Here is a 15,123-nt window from a genome sequence, read left to right on the forward strand (position 1 = left end):
AATATGTGAAATAAAATTAAAAAGAAAAAAATAAGTTTATTGATTGGTTTATGTTTTGTTCCAATTATTTTTATTTTTTGTTTAACATTATTTGGAATGGGTTATTCAATTTTTATTAATTGAAAAGAAATGACAATATTTATCAATGAAATTAAGCAATTTAAAATATTATTCTGATGAAGTTATATAATTAAAAATAAATACGGATTATTAATAACACTTGGGTTAAGTTTAGGTTTTTATTGCTGGTTTTTTTATTTTGTTTTATTTAGTAAAGTGAAAGGTAAAGAAACGGCAATCAAATCAACCGATAAAATAGATTTTGGGGATAGTAAATGATTAAGTATAAAAGAAATTGATAATATTAGTGATAAAGTTAATATCAAAGATAATTATAAAAATACTGGTTTTGTTTTTAACTGTAATAAAAACAAAAAAGATTTATTTTTTAACTTAAAAAATAATATTCATAGTGTTATTGTTGGTTCAACAGGAAGCGGAAAAACACAAGGAATAGTATTACCAACAATTTATTTAAACGGAAAATCAACCGCAAAACCAACTATGATCATAACCGACCCCAAGGGAGAATTATATAATTTAACTAGTGGATTTTTAGCAGAAAATGGTTATAAAATAAAAGTTATTGATTTTCGTAATTTAAAGAAAGGAAATACTTGAAATCCATTAAAATTAATTTATGATGACTTTATTAAAATGATCATAACAGATAATGAAAAAGATAAAATAAAGTGAAAAATAAAGTATCAAGATAAAATTAGATCACTTAGTCGTATGTTAATTAACAAAAATATTGAAGATGAATTTTGGAATGATTCAGCAAGTATGATTATTCAAGGAATTATTTTGGCAATATTAGAAGATTATGAAGATAAAATAATTAAAAATAATTTAACAAAAGAAATCGAAGAAATTTTGAACCAAAAATTATTTTTAAACAAATTTAATATGGCTTCGGTCGCTGGCGTTGCTAGTCTTAAAAAAGATTTAGTTGAATGACTTAATAATCGGAAAAATAACAGTATTGCCAAAATAACAGCAAGTCAAGTTTTAATTGATAGTAAATAAAATCGAACACTAGATGCTATTTTAATGACTGTGGCAAAAAGTTTAGAAATATTTAATAACGATTTTATTCGTAATTTAACATCACAAAATGATATTAATTACAATGATTTTATCAAATATCCAACAGTTCTGTACATCATATTTAGTGACGAAAATGATAATTACTATAAATTAATAGCAATATTAATTAGTCAAATTTATCAATTTTTAACAAATAAAGCAAGTGAAACAATCGAACAAAAATTAGAAAAACCAGTATATTTTATATTAGATGAATTTGCTAATTTAACAAAAATAAACAACATTGAAAAATGAGTTAGTATTTCGCGTAGTAGAAACATTTTTTTTGAATTTATTTTACAAGATATTAACCAATTAAAATTAAATTATGGTGATACAATATCAAAAATTATTTTAAATAACTGTGGGATGCATATTTTCTTACATACTAATGATTTAGAAACAATTAAGTATTATAGCGAATTATTTGGTACAAAAACAATCGAACAAATTAGTATTAATGAAAGCAAAAGGAATATTAGTGTTTCAAAAAATTTAAAAAGTCATCCGTTAATGTTAACTAGTGAGTTAGCAAATTTAAAACAAGGACAAGGAATTGTTAAAATAGCACGTTATAATCCAATGAAAATAAATTTAAAACTATGAAAAGATTTAAATTTATTAGAAAAAACAAACATATTTCAATTAAAAGAAATTAATTATATAAATTTTAATAAAGAATATTTTTATGATATTAAAAATAACAAAAAAGAAATAAAAGAAAATGAAATTAATGAATTTGTCAATTTAACAACAACAGAAATTAAGACAAATATTAATAATTTAAAAATGCAATTAAGAGAGTATGAAAATACAAATTACAAATCTATTCAAAATAAAACAATGATAAATTTACTTTTACAAAAAATCAAAAACCTTGAAATAGAATTAATCAAAAGACAATAAACCAATAATTATTCTGAAAAGGAATAATTATTTTTTATAAATAGTAAGATTTCACAAAGTGGTCAAGCTGGAACACTAAAAAATAAACGAAGTGGGAGGATATCTGTAAGGTTAATCAACTATAATTAAATTAGTACTACATGGGGCAGAAGAGTAGTCGCAAGTGATTAACTAAACCACACCTAAGGGAAACTCTACCTAAATGATAAAAAACAATAAAGTTATTTGATAAATAGAAAAAATAAGAGAAAAAAAGTAAAGAAGATTTCTTAATTTTTCTATCTTTATCTAACAAAAATAAAACAAAGTTTAATTGATTAATTAAATAATAATTATCTAAAATTTTATAAGAACTATATAATTATTTAACAATATCAGTTTCCATATTGTATATGATATAATCTAAAAAAAAATTCATATGAATTATGTATTAATTCATATTTAATGGAGGTTAATTTAATAATGAATGATATTTTTTTAAAAAATTATAAATATTTTAAAAATTTTATAAATATGTTATCAAATTATTATAAAAATGAAGAAGAAAAGTTATTTTTCAAAGTATTAAGTGATGATTTTTTAAATGACAAATATGGTTTAATTTCAAAGTTAAAAAATGAAATAAATGCTAGTTTTTTTAAACAAACTATACTTTATAAAATATTTTCAAATAGCTTAGATCAAGATAAAAATTTAAAAAAAGATTTAATTTTTCCTGTTGGTATTAATTTAAGTCAATATGAAGCTGTCAAAAACATTTATAAAAATAGCTTTTCTATAATTCAAGGCCCTCCTGGAACTGGTAAAACTCAAACAATTATTAATATTTTATTTAATATTTTATTAGAAAATAAAAACAAAACTGTTGCAGTTGTTTCAAATAATAATGAAGCTGTCAAAAACATTTATGATAAGTTAAAAGAAATGAAACTTGATTTTCTTTGTACATTTGCTGGGAATAGTGACAATATAAATAAATCTAAAAATAAATTTCTTGATTCTTGAGAAATCCTAAAAAATAACTATATTAATAATATTAAAATTAATTCATTATCTGAAATTAATATTGCAGAAAATATTAATTTATTAAAAGATTTTAATGAATTGAATATACTAAAAAACGAAGAACAAAAACAAAAGAAAGAATTTAATAATTTACTTTATTTTTTACAATCTTTGAATATGGATATTTCTAAAATTACTTATTCTAAAAAAATAAAAAAAATATTAAATGAAAATAAAATTCAAAAATTGAAATTAGTTAAAAATAAAATATTTAAAAAAGAAAAAATAAGTTTTTTTCAAAGATTTTTTTTAAAAATAAGTTTTAAAATTAAAGTTAAAAATTTAAATGAATTAGGACAAACTCATTTAAATGAATGGTTTAATTATAAACTTGCAGAACTTAATTTAAAAAAAACTATAAATTCTATTTATCAACTACAAAATAAACTTAATGATCAAAATTATGACGATATTATTAAAAATATTAAAAAAATATCAATGAATAAGTTAAATCAAAAAATTAAGGATAGATTTGAAAATATAAAAATAAAACAAAATTTAATTGTTGAATTAAATAATAAAGAAAAAATTCAATCATTATCATCTTATATTTTTAATTATGCACCATTCTTATTGAGTACAATAACTTCTATTGGTACTTATTCAAATTTAAGTTATAAAACAGTTGACTATTTGATTATTGATGAAGCTTCTCAAGCAACTTTTTTAAGTTGTTTACCAGCAATGGCAAGAGCAAGAAACATAATTATTGTTGGTGATCTAAAACAATTAAAACAAATCGATGATGAAAACTTTAAAAGAATTGATAAAAAATTATTAGAAAGTCAAATTCAACCACATAATAAAGAATTATTAATTAGTAATAATAATCCAATTAATGCAATTTCTTCATTATTTGGTAATCGGGTTCTCAATGTTATACTTCAAGAACATTATCGTTGTCATCCTGATATTATTAATTTTTGTAATGAAATTTATTATGAAAATAAATTAATCCCAATGACATATAATTTATATCCAGATAATTATGAAGCAATGAGCGTTATTGAAGTTGAATCAAATTCTGGAGCTATTAGACAAAATAGAAGTTGAGTTTCAGAATCTGAGGCTCATATTGTTTCTAATTTATTAGAACAAGAAAATAAATATAATTATAATGATATTGGTGTTATTTCTCCTTATGCAGAACAATCAAAGAAAATTAAAAATTTAATTTTATCAATTGCAAAAGATATTGAAATTAATACAGTTCATAAATTTCAAGGAAGAGATAAAAAAAAGATTATTTATTGTATAACGCAAGATAAAGTTTCAAATTTAGAATTTTCAGCAAATTCTAATTTGGTAAATGTTGCTGTATCACGTGCTAAAGATGAGCTTGTTGTTGTAGTTAATAAAAGAATTTGTGAAACTAATAAAAACAATGATATTACAAGGCTAATTAATTATATTAATGTTTTATATAAAGGAAAAACTTTCTTTAAACAGACAATCGGTGTTTTTGCTGCATTATCTTCTAGTAATTATGAAATAGAAACACAAGAAAAAAAATTTAATGGATTTATTGGAGAAACATCAGAATATATATTTTCAAAAATTTTAGATAAATTAATAAATCAAATTATAGATATTAAATATATAAAGCATTACAATTTAAAATTGGTTGTTAAAAATCAAGAAGGATTTAATGATAGAGAAAAACAATTTATTAATCATCCTTGGTCACATTTAGATTTTTTAATTTTTAATAAAATTTCAAAAAAACCAATAATAGCAATTGAAGTTGATGGTCAACAACATAATAAATCAATTCAATTATGAAGAGATAAAGTTAAAGATAAAGCACTTGAAAAAAATGGAATTAAAATTTATAGAATTAAAACAATTTCAATTAATGGTGAAGATAAAATAATTAATGAATTAAAGAATTTAATTGTGTAAATTGTAAATTAAAAAAATTTAAAAATTAAACTACTTTTATATATTAGACGCCTTTTGCATTACCTACAAAATAATAAAAATTTAAAATTTAACTAATCAAATAAAATTTTAAAATAAGCATTTTTTGAAAATATAAAATAATATTTACAACAATTAATTAGGTAATGTAAGAAGTGTCTAAGAGACTAATATAAAATAAATATAAAAATACACAATTTATTAAAAAAATATATGAAAACTATTTTTTAGATTTTTTAGAAATAAAATTTTTATTTTTAATAAAACAAGAAAAAAAATTACTTAATTTCTTTATTTTTCTAACAATAAATAATGTAATAAAACTGCTGACAAATTATTTTAAGCAGTATAAAATTTTACTATCATGCAATGATTTAAAAGGAATATAAGCATATGTTAAATGTTTTTAATAGTTTTAAAGATATAAACTTTGTTGAAGAAATAAATATTGATGTTAATTTAATAGGAAAACAAAAATTAAAAGAAAAATATGAAAAACTTGATCAAGAATTAAGGAAGCAAAACCGTAATGGCCAAAATGGTTATATTTTGTGAGGAAAAAAGAATAAAATGATGAAAACTCCCTTTGGCAATATTATAATTAAAGCTTCTAGATTTCGTTATTATGATAAAAAAGAAAATAAATTTAAAACAACAACTTTATTAAATAAAAAAATTGGTTTAAAAAATAATCAAACAATTATTTTAAGTGTTAAAATAGCAATTTGAAAATTAATGGATAGTGCTAAAAGACAAAGAGATATTATGGATATGTACCCAAAATTAAATATATCTAAGATGACAATCACAAACATTAATAAAGAGGTTGATTTTGCTAAATTATTTAAAGAACAATTAAAAACAAAGACTGAAAAAATAATTGTCCAAACACCATATTTGTATGCTGGAGTTGACGATTCTTTTAGTAATTTAACAAAATATAAAAAAATAGAAAAAAATATGTTTAGAACAGCATATTTTCATACTGGGTATGATGAAATAAAAAGCACTAAAAATAAAAATGTTCTAAAAGATAAAAAAATTTTTATTGTTATGAAATCAGTAAAAAATAAATACTATCTTATTAAAAAATATAAAAAAGAATTTTTACATTTTTTAAATCAAAATTTTAATATTGAAAATTGTAAGTTAACTCTAGCAGGTGATGGAGCAAAATGAATCCAAAAATTTGCTAATGAAATTGGTGCAATTTTTATTTTAGATCAATTTCATTTAATGAAAGAATTAAAAACAATATTTCCTTATCGAAGAAGAAAACTTACTAAAAATTTAACCGATAATGAAAAAATAAGAAAACAAATTTATTGAGATATGAATAAATTATTTAAAAATGGCGATCCTGATGAAGCAATAAAATATTTAAAAAAATTAATTACAAGAAAAAATATTAAAGAATATCCATTATTAAAAGATAAAAAAGATAAAATCAAAGATTTCATTAAATATATCAAAAATAATTCTGAGGGTATTAAAGTTTATAAAGAGGATTGATATATGGGGTCTTGTACTGAACCACAAATTTCGCATAATGTAAAATGATTAAAAGGATATGGTGCTAAATCATATAGTGAAAAAGTTTTTAAAAATATGATTGCAATAAAAATGGCAAAAGAAAATGGTGTTAATTTAATTGAGTTTTATCTTAATAAATTAAACAAAAAAAATGAAAAAGAATATAATTATTATTTTAAAAATGAAGATAAACATAATCAGCAATTTTTAATAAATAAAAATGTTGCTCACCAAGCACAAGGTTTTGTCTAAAATTTAAAGTAAAAATCAATAATTTAAAATAAATTTATTAAATAATTTGCGAATTATTATTTTTTGTATTGTAAATTATTACTTTTATGTTATGATTAAATTAATTAAAAAAGATAAATTTATCTTTTTCTTAGGAATTCTATTTTAGTAGATAAATATTTATTAGAATAAGATATCATCAACCGAATAATTTATGCCATCGATGATAATTTAATTTTTGTTACCTTATTATTTTCAACAACAAGTTCTGTTACTTTGGTATTTGTTTTAATTTTAATTCATTTTTTCTAAATCATTTTCTAATAAATGTGCAATTGCTAATAGCATTTGCTAATAAATGTGCAATATCTTCAATAAAACAATAAAGAAATTAGCAACAGTTAAATAATATAAACCAGCTGTTGAAATAAAAGAAACAATAATTCCTGATTGTGCAGGTGTACAAGCAGTTAACCCCATTGTTGTAGTTAAAGGAGCAAATATTCCAACAAGATTCTCTTTTACTTTTATATCATCTTTTAAAACTTCCATTTTTACCGGTAAGGTTACATTATAAGATTGAGTTGTAAAACCCTGAATTACCGGTTTGATAGCAAAATTCCATCATTTAAATGGATTTACTCCTTATAATGTTAATAATAATGAATTCCAAATTAAAACAATAATTAAACATAAATAACCAACTCCAACAATAATTCCAATGTGTGCTAAGTATCCAATTGGTCGTGAAATAATAGCATAAGTTATCATTGACATTACCAGGATATCGCATTAATTTAATAAAAAACATTAAACATGACACAATAACTGTTCATCAACGGTCAAAACCATCACGAATCTTTTCCATATCTTCTGGATGTCGCTTAGTTAATTTTTTAACAGCTAACCCAATTAAACCAGCCATTACTATTACGGGAATAATTATTGCTAAAAGAAATGATTATATAAAATTAAACAGAACATAATTCCAAATAATTTTTGGCAATGGCTTTGATACATCTTTTTCATAATTCCCACTTCCGGAAATTATAAATCCACTACCAATATTAAATGCAATCCCAATAAATAATGTAATAATAAACATTGCTGCAACATTTAATAATAAAATAGTAATTGTAATAATTGTTCCTCTTCGTGAAGATTCATCTTTTTCTGGTTTTGAAACAGCTCTTGCAATTGCTAAGAATACAACAGGAACAGTCATTAATAAAATTGCATTTAAGAAAATCATTCTAAATAAATTAACTCAAATTGAAAACTTATGTACTTATAAAACATAAATATTATTTGGAACAGTTTTATCCGGATTATTTGGATCTAGAATCTCTGGATCTATACCAGTCCGTTTGTTCTACTTCAACAGTAAAAGTTTTTTCTTTATTTTTTTTAATTAGATATAAATATTTTGGATCTTTTGTTGCTTAAAATTTTGCTTGCATTTTATCAATCTTTTTAAGTTGCTGCTTTTCAAAAATATTTTGTTGATCAATTAAAATTTGTTTTTTTTATTTCTTCAACTTCTTGATTTGATACTCTTCTTAAAGTAAAATTAATATTTTTCTGAATTGGAATTTTTCTTTCAAATAAAACAGTTTGTAAAACTTTCAATTTGAAAGTTCCATATAATTCTTTTTGCCATCATAAATAAGTTAGTCCTAAACTAATTATTAATAAAATTGGAATTCAAATTAATAAAATGTCATCATTTTGTAAAATTTCCGTTTGATATTGTACTAAAGAACCTTCACCTGTCCCAATACTATAAATAATATTTTCCATTCCATGAATTGCATATTTAAACGGTGTAATAAACGAAATAAAATGGAAGAATGTTCCTTGCATAAAGGTTAGGAAAGTTCCCCAACCTGTCGTTAAATTTAAAATTAAATAAATAAAAATTAAATATTTTCCAACATCCCTATCACTAGGAGCAAATCATATTACATGTTCAATGATTGTAAAAGTAATACTACAAAATAATAATCGGGCATACAATAAACAAAAACTAATTCCCAAGCGACTGCGACTGTAACCCAATGCCGCTAATGAAAATTCAAGAATTGTAGTTTGAAGTACTGTTGTAATTAACATTAGTAACAATTTTGAAAAAATAGTGTTGATATCAACAAGCTTGTTTTGTTCGACAAGTACGATCAAAAATAAATGTTTGCATTAAAACACCAACTAACATTGAAATCGCTATAAAAAATTCTCCTAAACCAATTCCATATTTACAATATTGGTAACCTTGAATATGAGCTGGAACTTGAAAAATTGATGAATTTAAATTTGCTAAATCACAAATTACTTGTTGTGCTCTTGCACTATATTTTGGTCAAGTTATATGTTCATTCAAATTAGGAAAAATCTCACGAACAAAGCCATCAATAAATTGTTTCCCTTTGCTTTCAATTACTTCCAATGTTTTTTTTAACAATTTCATAATATTGTGGATGATTTTTTTCAACATAGTCTAAGATTACTTTTCCAATTGAAGTATTAGGACCAATAATTAATAAAATTTTTTCTAAATAATTGCTAAAATTACAACCAGTTAAATAATATGTATTAGTTAATTCATCTCATCGCGCAAAAGCTCAGAACATTGAAGTACCTAATACCTCTGGTAAGGTAGAATGAACCAAAGCAGTTTTAATTTGAGTAAATGTATATAACACTTGTCCAACTAAAAATTTTGTTTATATGTTTATCAAAACTGAGGAATGTTTTCTATTAAATATTCTAAAGTTTTAATAACTTCTGTTGGACTATGATTACCAATAGCACGCATTAATTTAAAAATATTTTCTATAAAATCACTATTAACTTGCAATTGAGCCGAATATTTATCAGCTGGTTTAAATATAGTTTCATCAACATGCAAATAATTTAATTTAATGGTCATACCATTTTGGTCTAATTTTAATGCTTTTGTATTAACATTATAAAATTTATTATTTGTAACAGATAAATTCACCATGCTATCATAACGATATTGCAATTTATAAAGATCTTTATCAATATTTTTATTATTATCAAATTATTCTTGTGCTTTTTCTTGACAAACTGCTAATGTGTCAGAATTAAAATATCCAACATTTGGCGAAGTTAATAAGTTATTTTCATCAGTTCGTTGTTTCTGAACAACATAGGCGATACAAGGTGGTCTATCATTGTCAACAATTGCCATAGGAATATTACCAATTTTTGTTAATGGATTTCAAAAAGCTCAGCAACAAATAAAACCATACAAAAAGGCACAAATAAAATTAGCATATACTTAATTATTTGATTATTTGTAGTTAATTTTTTGCTATTTTTTCTTTTGCCTCTGTTCTGAAAACATTAATAAATCTTGGATTTTGTTTCATAATGTCATCCCTTAACTTTTTTTACTGCCTATGATATATAACATTAATTATACACGAAAAAAGAAAAAATACTCACAAAAGTAAGTATTTTTTAATCAATAACAAATGGTAATAAAGCCATTTGACGAGCTCTTTTAATTGCTGTTGCTAACATTCTTTGATTTTTAGCAGTTGTTCCTGTTACTCGTTTTGGCAAAATTTGCCCATTACCAGAAATAAATTTTTTCAATAATTCAATATCTTTATAATCAATGTATGTTATTTTATTTTTTGTAAAATAACATTCTTTTTTAAAACGTTTAAATTTTGGATTCATTTTCTTTTTCCTTTCTTTTTAATCTCATAAAATTGCATCATCACCATTAAAAGTAATATTATTATCATCTTGTGGTTCTGGTTGTTCAAAAGTTGTGTTAGAAAAATCATTAGAAATTGGCATTGATAAACCACCAATATTAGTAGCAGCACTAGCACCTTTTGAATCTAAAAAAGAAACCATATCAGCAATTACTTGAACAATTGTTGTAACTTGACCATTAACATTATCACTTCTCGTTTGTAAACGTCCATCTAAAGCAATTAATGATCCTTTTTTTAAATAACGGACCATATTTTCTGCCGTTTTATTCCAAGCAAAACAAGGAATAAACGAAGCTTGGTTATTAAAAATATTATTTACTGCTAATGTAAAAGCAACAAATGGTTTACCATTAACAGAATTTTTTAATTCTAAATCACGGGTTAGTCTTCCTACTAATGAAACTCGGTTTAACATAACTCTTGCACACTCCTAATTTTTTATTCTTTTGTTTCAGTTGGTGTATTTTCTGGTTTTGCATATTCAAATTCTGAACGTTGTTCATGACGTTTATAATCAGTTTTTTTATTTCCTGGTCTACGATCACGGTCTGGCTTATCATTCTTAACTTCTGTTTTTGCATAAACAGTTGATTGAATATATCCTTTTTCTTTTTCTGTATTAATTACTAAAATTCGTAATACATCTTGTTCAATATGACTAATTCGAACAAATTCATCAATGTTTTTTGATGTTGTATTAACAATTAATACTCCATAATATCCTTTTGTTTTCTTTTTAATCGGATATACTAAATCTTTAATTCCTCATTTTCCGTGTTCTTCTATTTTTCCCCCATTAGCTTCTAAAATTTGGTGTAATTTACTTTCTAATTCATCCAAATTAGTTGCTTCGGGATTTAATATATACATAATTTCATATTTACGCATTTTATTTTCCTCCTTTTGGTCTAGGTCCTATTCGGACAAGGAGCTAATAATTATAATTCAAGCATTATTAACTCGCAAATAATTATACCTTATATTTTCCTTAATTGTAAGCGTTATTTTAATAATTTTAATAATTTTAAATCATCAACATAAGTTAATTTAATGTTTTGTTTTTCACCATAAATTGTATGAATTTTTGTTTCTGGTGAAAATAACTCTACTAAATAACTATCATCATAAATTATTTTTCTATTTTTAGTTTGAAAATATCTGTCATAAACTTGATATAATAATCTTGCTTTAAAAACTTGTGGCGTCTGAATTGTAAAATATTCTTCTCGAGGTAATGTTTTTTCAATAAAATTATTTTTAACTTTTTTAAGGGTTTCAGTAATTGGTAAAATTGGGATTAGCACTTCATAATTTTTTTGTTGAAAAACTTGATTTAATTGATTAATAAAAGTTAAACTAGTAAAACAACGCACACCATCATGAATCATTATAATTTCATTACTAATTTTATGATTAATTAAACATTGATAAATCGTATCAACTCGTTCTATGCCACCCATAATAAATTGGATATTTTTTGCTTGGTAATTTTTTTTCAATAAAAAAGTTAAAATTTCTTCATTAACACCAACAATAATTTTTGTACAAAGTGGATCACTTAAAAATAACATTAATGTTTGTTCAATAATAGTTTGTTTATTATCAAGTTGATATAGCAACTTATTGTCCTTTTGATGAAAACGTGATGACTTCCCAGCTGCCACAATAATTATTGTATAATTTTTCATTTATAAAATTTCAATTCCATTTTTCTTAACATATTCTAAAAAATCATCACTTCAAACCGAAGCAATAACTTCACCAATATGTTGTTTTTCTAATAAAAATAAATCTAATTGTGACTTAAAAAGTCCGAACGAAAGTGTCACTGGTAAGTCATTTGTTGCTACTTTTGCATCATATTCTGTTCTTAATTTACTTGTTTCTTTTGTTACTGCTAATTGACTTTTTAAAACATCACTATTAACAGTAGCAGCACAATAACCAATACAAGTAGCTTTTTCTAACACAAAATCATAAACAAAAATTTTCGCATAGAGTTCCCAATTAAAAACATCTTGCGATTCACTAATTTCAATCGTATTATTAGTAATACTATTTTTTAAACCATAGAGGATTGTAGCACCATTTTCTCTTGTATAGCGGTTCAAGCGTTCTTGATAACTTAATAATCGCATTGTTTTTTGTAATTCAATTTGACTTGTTCAATTTAATTTTTTTTTAAATTTCTTATTTAATTGCGGAAATTTTAATAATAAAATGTCTTCTACATCACTAACAATATTAATTGCTTTATCAATTGTTTGTTTAATTTTTAATAATGTAATGTCTTTTTCTTCTAATAATAAATCAAATCCAATTTCGCTAAAACTTACTGCTTGGCTATTTGATTGCTTAATATCACGACGCAAAACAATTGCCGTTGTTAAAATTCCTTCGTTTTCTAACAATTCATATTGTTTAATTGCATTTCGTCGCCATTTATTGTGTGACTGTAATATTTCACCAACCAAATTAGTTGGTGAAATATCAAAATCAATTGGCCGTTCTGTCATTCGAAAATCATCATTAAACCCTTTTTCTTCTGTAGTAATTAAAGGCGCATCAACTTTTAATAAATTAAATTGAATAATAAAAAGACAAACTAATTCACGTTTAATTAAACTAATTGCTTCTACTGTTTCACGTAATGTTAAAATTGAACTATAACCAATTTCAATACCAAATGCCATACAATCACCTATTTTTCTCTTGGTCTCATGTGCGGAAATAATAATACATCTTTAATTGAATCTTGTCCTGTTAATAACATAACTAGTCGATCAATTCCAATTCCTAAACCACCTGTTGGTGGCATTCCATATTCCAATGCTTGAATAAAATCAATATCTAATTCTTGTGCTTCATCATTACCATTATTACGTTCTGCTAATTGACTAACAAAACGCTCATATTGTTCAACTGGATTGTTTAATTCTGAATAAGCATTTGCATATTCACGCCCTTTAATAAATAATTCAAATCGATCAGTAAATCTTGGATCTTCTGCATTTGTTTTTGCCAATGCAGAAACTTCAACGGGATGACCATAAATAAATGTTGGTTGAATTAATTTATCTTCCACAAATTCTTCAAAAAACAAATTAATAATATGTCCAACAGAAGTATGAAATTTTTCAATTGGTAGTTTTTTTTCTTTTGCAATTTTCTTTGCTTCAGCAAAAGTCATTGGTTTTCAAAAATCAACTCCCACTAACTCTTTAATTGCATCAACCATATGTCAACGTTTCCATGGCTGTTTGAATGAAATTATTACTCCATCGTATTTTGTTTCATCTTTATTTAAAATGTTTTTTGCAATGTAGAAAATAGTATCCTCTGTTAATTTCATCATAAAATCCATATCTTGATATGCAACATAAATTTCAACTGTTGTAAACTCTGGATTATGGCGTGTATCCATTCCTTCATTTCTAAATAATCGTCCTATTTCATAAACTCCCTCAAAGCCACCAACAATTAACCGTTTTAGAGGTAATTCTGTTGCTACTCGTAGATAAAAATTCATATCTAATGTATTATGATAAGTTATAAATGGTTTTGCCGCTGCGCCACCATGAATAGGCTGTAAAACAGGTGTTTCAACTTCTAAATATCCCTTACTATTAAAAAAATCTCGCATTAAAGCAATAATCTTACTACGCTTAATAAAAATATCTTTTGTTTCCGCTGATGTAATTAAATCAACATAACGACGACGATATTTTTCTTCAATATCAGTCATTCCATGATATTTGTCAGGTAATGCACGCAATGCTTTTGCTAATAAAACAAATTCTTTAACTCGCACTGTTAATTCCCCAGTGTTTGTTTTCATCATTATTCCAGTAATTCCGATAATATCTCCTAAATCAAAATTAATAAATTCTTGATATTTTTCATCACCAACTTCATCATTTCGAACATAAATTTGAAAAATTCCATTTTGATCTTGTAACGTTACAAAACTAGCTTTTCCTGCTTCGCGAAATGTTTTAATTCGACCCGCAATTTTAACTATTATATTATCAGTTATATTATCACTACTTGTGACTAATTCTTCTTTTGATAAATGATTAAATTGTTCATTAAGTTCTTTACTTGTATGTGTTCGGTCAAACTTTGCAATTACAAAAGGATTATGCCCATCGTTAACCATTTTTTTTAATTTATCACGTCTAATTTGCTCTTGTTCTGTAAAATTACGTTTCTCCATTTTAATTCTCCTTTTTACTATTTAACAACACTAATATTACTATTATAATAGGCAATATATTCATTAACAAGCATTTTTAACTCAAATATTGTATTTATTTGCGTTGCCAGAATTTTATAATTAGTAGCTCCTGTCTTTCCTTTAAAATAAAAGGCTAAATTTTTCCGCATTTCACTCGCTGCAATTCGTTCTTCCTTTAAATTAAATAATAATTCTGCATGGCGGAAAATAATATTCCGCCATTCATCTAATAGTGGTTGCTCAATTTTTTCACCAGTATCTAAAAAATGTTGAATCTGTTTAAATACTCATGGATTACCTTGTGCTCCTCGTGCTAACATAATTGCATCA

The 15,123-nt window shown here is 23.7% G+C and carries 20 protein-coding genes; 5 read left to right on the forward strand and 15 right to left on the reverse strand.

Features of this window, described 5'->3' with window-relative positions:
* Positions 1 to 3 precede the first annotated feature (3 nt).
* From SKUN_RS07735 to SKUN_RS07750, 4 genes are all read left to right on the forward strand, one after another.
* Complete coding sequence (locus SKUN_RS07735; protein WP_053391540.1) at positions 4 to 1,089, forward strand: type IV secretory system conjugative DNA transfer family protein; 1,086 nt, start codon at positions 4 to 6, stop codon at positions 1,087 to 1,089.
* An 18-nt stretch (positions 1,090 to 1,107) separates the two neighbouring features.
* Entirely contained in the window at positions 1,108 to 2,055 is a 948-nt protein-coding gene (locus tag SKUN_RS07740; RefSeq protein ID WP_327196297.1) for a type IV secretory system conjugative DNA transfer family protein, read from the forward strand.
* A 462-nt stretch (positions 2,056 to 2,517) separates the two neighbouring features.
* Positions 2,518 to 5,022 carry an AAA domain-containing protein gene (locus tag SKUN_RS07745; protein WP_053391542.1) on the forward strand — a complete coding sequence of 835 codons (2,505 nt, stop codon included), beginning with the start codon at positions 2,518 to 2,520 and terminating at the stop codon, positions 5,020 to 5,022.
* A gap of 411 nt (positions 5,023 to 5,433) precedes the next feature.
* A complete protein-coding gene (locus SKUN_RS07750; RefSeq protein ID WP_053391543.1) occupies positions 5,434 to 6,825 on the forward strand; it encodes an Mbov_0401 family ICE element transposase-like protein in 1,392 nt (463 codons plus the stop codon).
* A 330-nt stretch (positions 6,826 to 7,155) separates the two neighbouring features.
* Here SKUN_RS07750 and SKUN_RS11070 read toward each other — a convergent pair whose 3' ends face one another.
* Both SKUN_RS11070 and SKUN_RS11505 read right to left on the reverse strand, forming a co-directional pair.
* Positions 7,156 to 7,416 carry a cation:dicarboxylate symporter family transporter gene (locus SKUN_RS11070; RefSeq protein ID WP_327196298.1) on the reverse strand — a complete coding sequence of 87 codons (261 nt, stop codon included), beginning with the start codon at positions 7,414 to 7,416 and terminating at the stop codon, positions 7,156 to 7,158.
* Between the two features lie 33 nt (positions 7,417 to 7,449).
* Positions 7,450 to 7,575 carry a hypothetical protein gene (locus SKUN_RS11505; protein WP_268794837.1) on the reverse strand — a complete coding sequence of 42 codons (126 nt, stop codon included), beginning with the start codon at positions 7,573 to 7,575 and terminating at the stop codon, positions 7,450 to 7,452.
* Here SKUN_RS11505 and SKUN_RS11075 point away from each other — a divergent pair.
* Positions 7,575 to 7,790 (forward strand): hypothetical protein, encoded by a 216-nt coding sequence (locus SKUN_RS11075; RefSeq protein ID WP_235511102.1) that lies wholly within the window; start codon positions 7,575 to 7,577, stop codon positions 7,788 to 7,790. The genes SKUN_RS11505 and SKUN_RS11075 overlap by 1 nt on opposite strands.
* Here the strand turns inward: SKUN_RS11075 and SKUN_RS11080 are convergent.
* The 13 genes from SKUN_RS11080 to SKUN_RS11110 all read right to left on the reverse strand — a co-directional run bounded on the left by SKUN_RS11080 (position 7,766) and on the right by SKUN_RS11110 (position 15,113).
* Positions 7,766 to 8,056 (reverse strand): cation:dicarboxylate symporter family transporter, encoded by a 291-nt coding sequence (locus SKUN_RS11080; RefSeq protein WP_235511104.1) that lies wholly within the window; start codon positions 8,054 to 8,056, stop codon positions 7,766 to 7,768. The two genes, SKUN_RS11075 and SKUN_RS11080, sit on opposite strands and share 25 nt — an antisense overlap.
* 221 nt (positions 8,057 to 8,277) lie before the next feature.
* Positions 8,278 to 8,916 (reverse strand): hypothetical protein, encoded by a 639-nt coding sequence (locus SKUN_RS11085; RefSeq protein WP_235511106.1) that lies wholly within the window; start codon positions 8,914 to 8,916, stop codon positions 8,278 to 8,280.
* The gene (locus tag SKUN_RS11090; protein ID WP_235511107.1) at positions 8,831 to 9,247 is read right to left on the reverse strand and encodes a hypothetical protein; all 417 of its coding nucleotides are present in this window, start codon (positions 9,245 to 9,247) and stop codon (positions 8,831 to 8,833) included. Before SKUN_RS11090 ends, SKUN_RS11085 begins: the two co-directional genes overlap by 86 nt.
* Positions 9,183 to 9,503: a hypothetical protein gene (locus SKUN_RS11095; RefSeq protein ID WP_235511114.1), complete on the reverse strand. Its 321-nt coding sequence runs from the start codon at positions 9,501 to 9,503 to the stop codon at positions 9,183 to 9,185. The genes SKUN_RS11090 and SKUN_RS11095 overlap by 65 nt, the downstream gene beginning before the upstream one ends.
* A 29-nt stretch (positions 9,504 to 9,532) precedes the next feature.
* On the reverse strand, positions 9,533 to 9,805 hold the full coding sequence (locus SKUN_RS11100; RefSeq protein ID WP_235511121.1) for a hypothetical protein: 273 nt from the start codon (positions 9,803 to 9,805) through the stop codon (positions 9,533 to 9,535).
* 60 nt (positions 9,806 to 9,865) lie between these two features.
* Positions 9,866 to 10,015, reverse strand: coding sequence for a hypothetical protein (locus SKUN_RS11105; RefSeq protein ID WP_235511123.1), 150 nt, complete (start codon positions 10,013 to 10,015; stop codon positions 9,866 to 9,868).
* Positions 10,016 to 10,287: 272 nt separating this feature from the next.
* Positions 10,288 to 10,512: a 30S ribosomal protein S18 gene (gene rpsR / locus SKUN_RS07765; protein ID WP_053391544.1), complete on the reverse strand. Its 225-nt coding sequence runs from the start codon at positions 10,510 to 10,512 to the stop codon at positions 10,288 to 10,290.
* Between the two features lie 18 nt (positions 10,513 to 10,530).
* Positions 10,531 to 10,971, reverse strand: a complete 441-nt coding sequence (locus SKUN_RS07770; protein WP_053391545.1) for a single-stranded DNA-binding protein — start codon at positions 10,969 to 10,971, stop codon at positions 10,531 to 10,533.
* Between the two features lie 23 nt (positions 10,972 to 10,994).
* Complete coding sequence (gene rpsF / locus SKUN_RS07775; protein ID WP_053391546.1) at positions 10,995 to 11,444, reverse strand: 30S ribosomal protein S6; 450 nt, start codon at positions 11,442 to 11,444, stop codon at positions 10,995 to 10,997.
* Positions 11,445 to 11,557: 113 nt separating this feature from the next.
* The gene (locus SKUN_RS07780; protein ID WP_053391547.1) at positions 11,558 to 12,244 is read right to left on the reverse strand and encodes an IspD/TarI family cytidylyltransferase; all 687 of its coding nucleotides are present in this window, start codon (positions 12,242 to 12,244) and stop codon (positions 11,558 to 11,560) included.
* Entirely contained in the window at positions 12,245 to 13,249 is a 1,005-nt protein-coding gene (locus SKUN_RS07785) for a class-II aminoacyl-tRNA synthetase family protein (protein WP_053391548.1), read from the reverse strand.
* An 8-nt stretch (positions 13,250 to 13,257) separates the two neighbouring features.
* Positions 13,258 to 14,772 carry a lysine--tRNA ligase gene (lysS, locus tag SKUN_RS07790; protein ID WP_053391549.1) on the reverse strand — a complete coding sequence of 505 codons (1,515 nt, stop codon included), beginning with the start codon at positions 14,770 to 14,772 and terminating at the stop codon, positions 13,258 to 13,260.
* A gap of 17 nt (positions 14,773 to 14,789) precedes the next feature.
* A complete protein-coding gene (locus SKUN_RS11110; RefSeq protein WP_235511144.1) occupies positions 14,790 to 15,113 on the reverse strand; it encodes a tRNA-dihydrouridine synthase in 324 nt (107 codons plus the stop codon).
* Between the last annotated feature and the right edge of the window lie 10 nt (positions 15,114 to 15,123).

The organism is Spiroplasma kunkelii CR2-3x, from assembly GCF_001274875.1.
Taxonomy (GTDB): Bacteria; Bacillota_I; Bacilli_A; order Mycoplasmatales; family Mycoplasmataceae; genus Spiroplasma; species Spiroplasma kunkelii.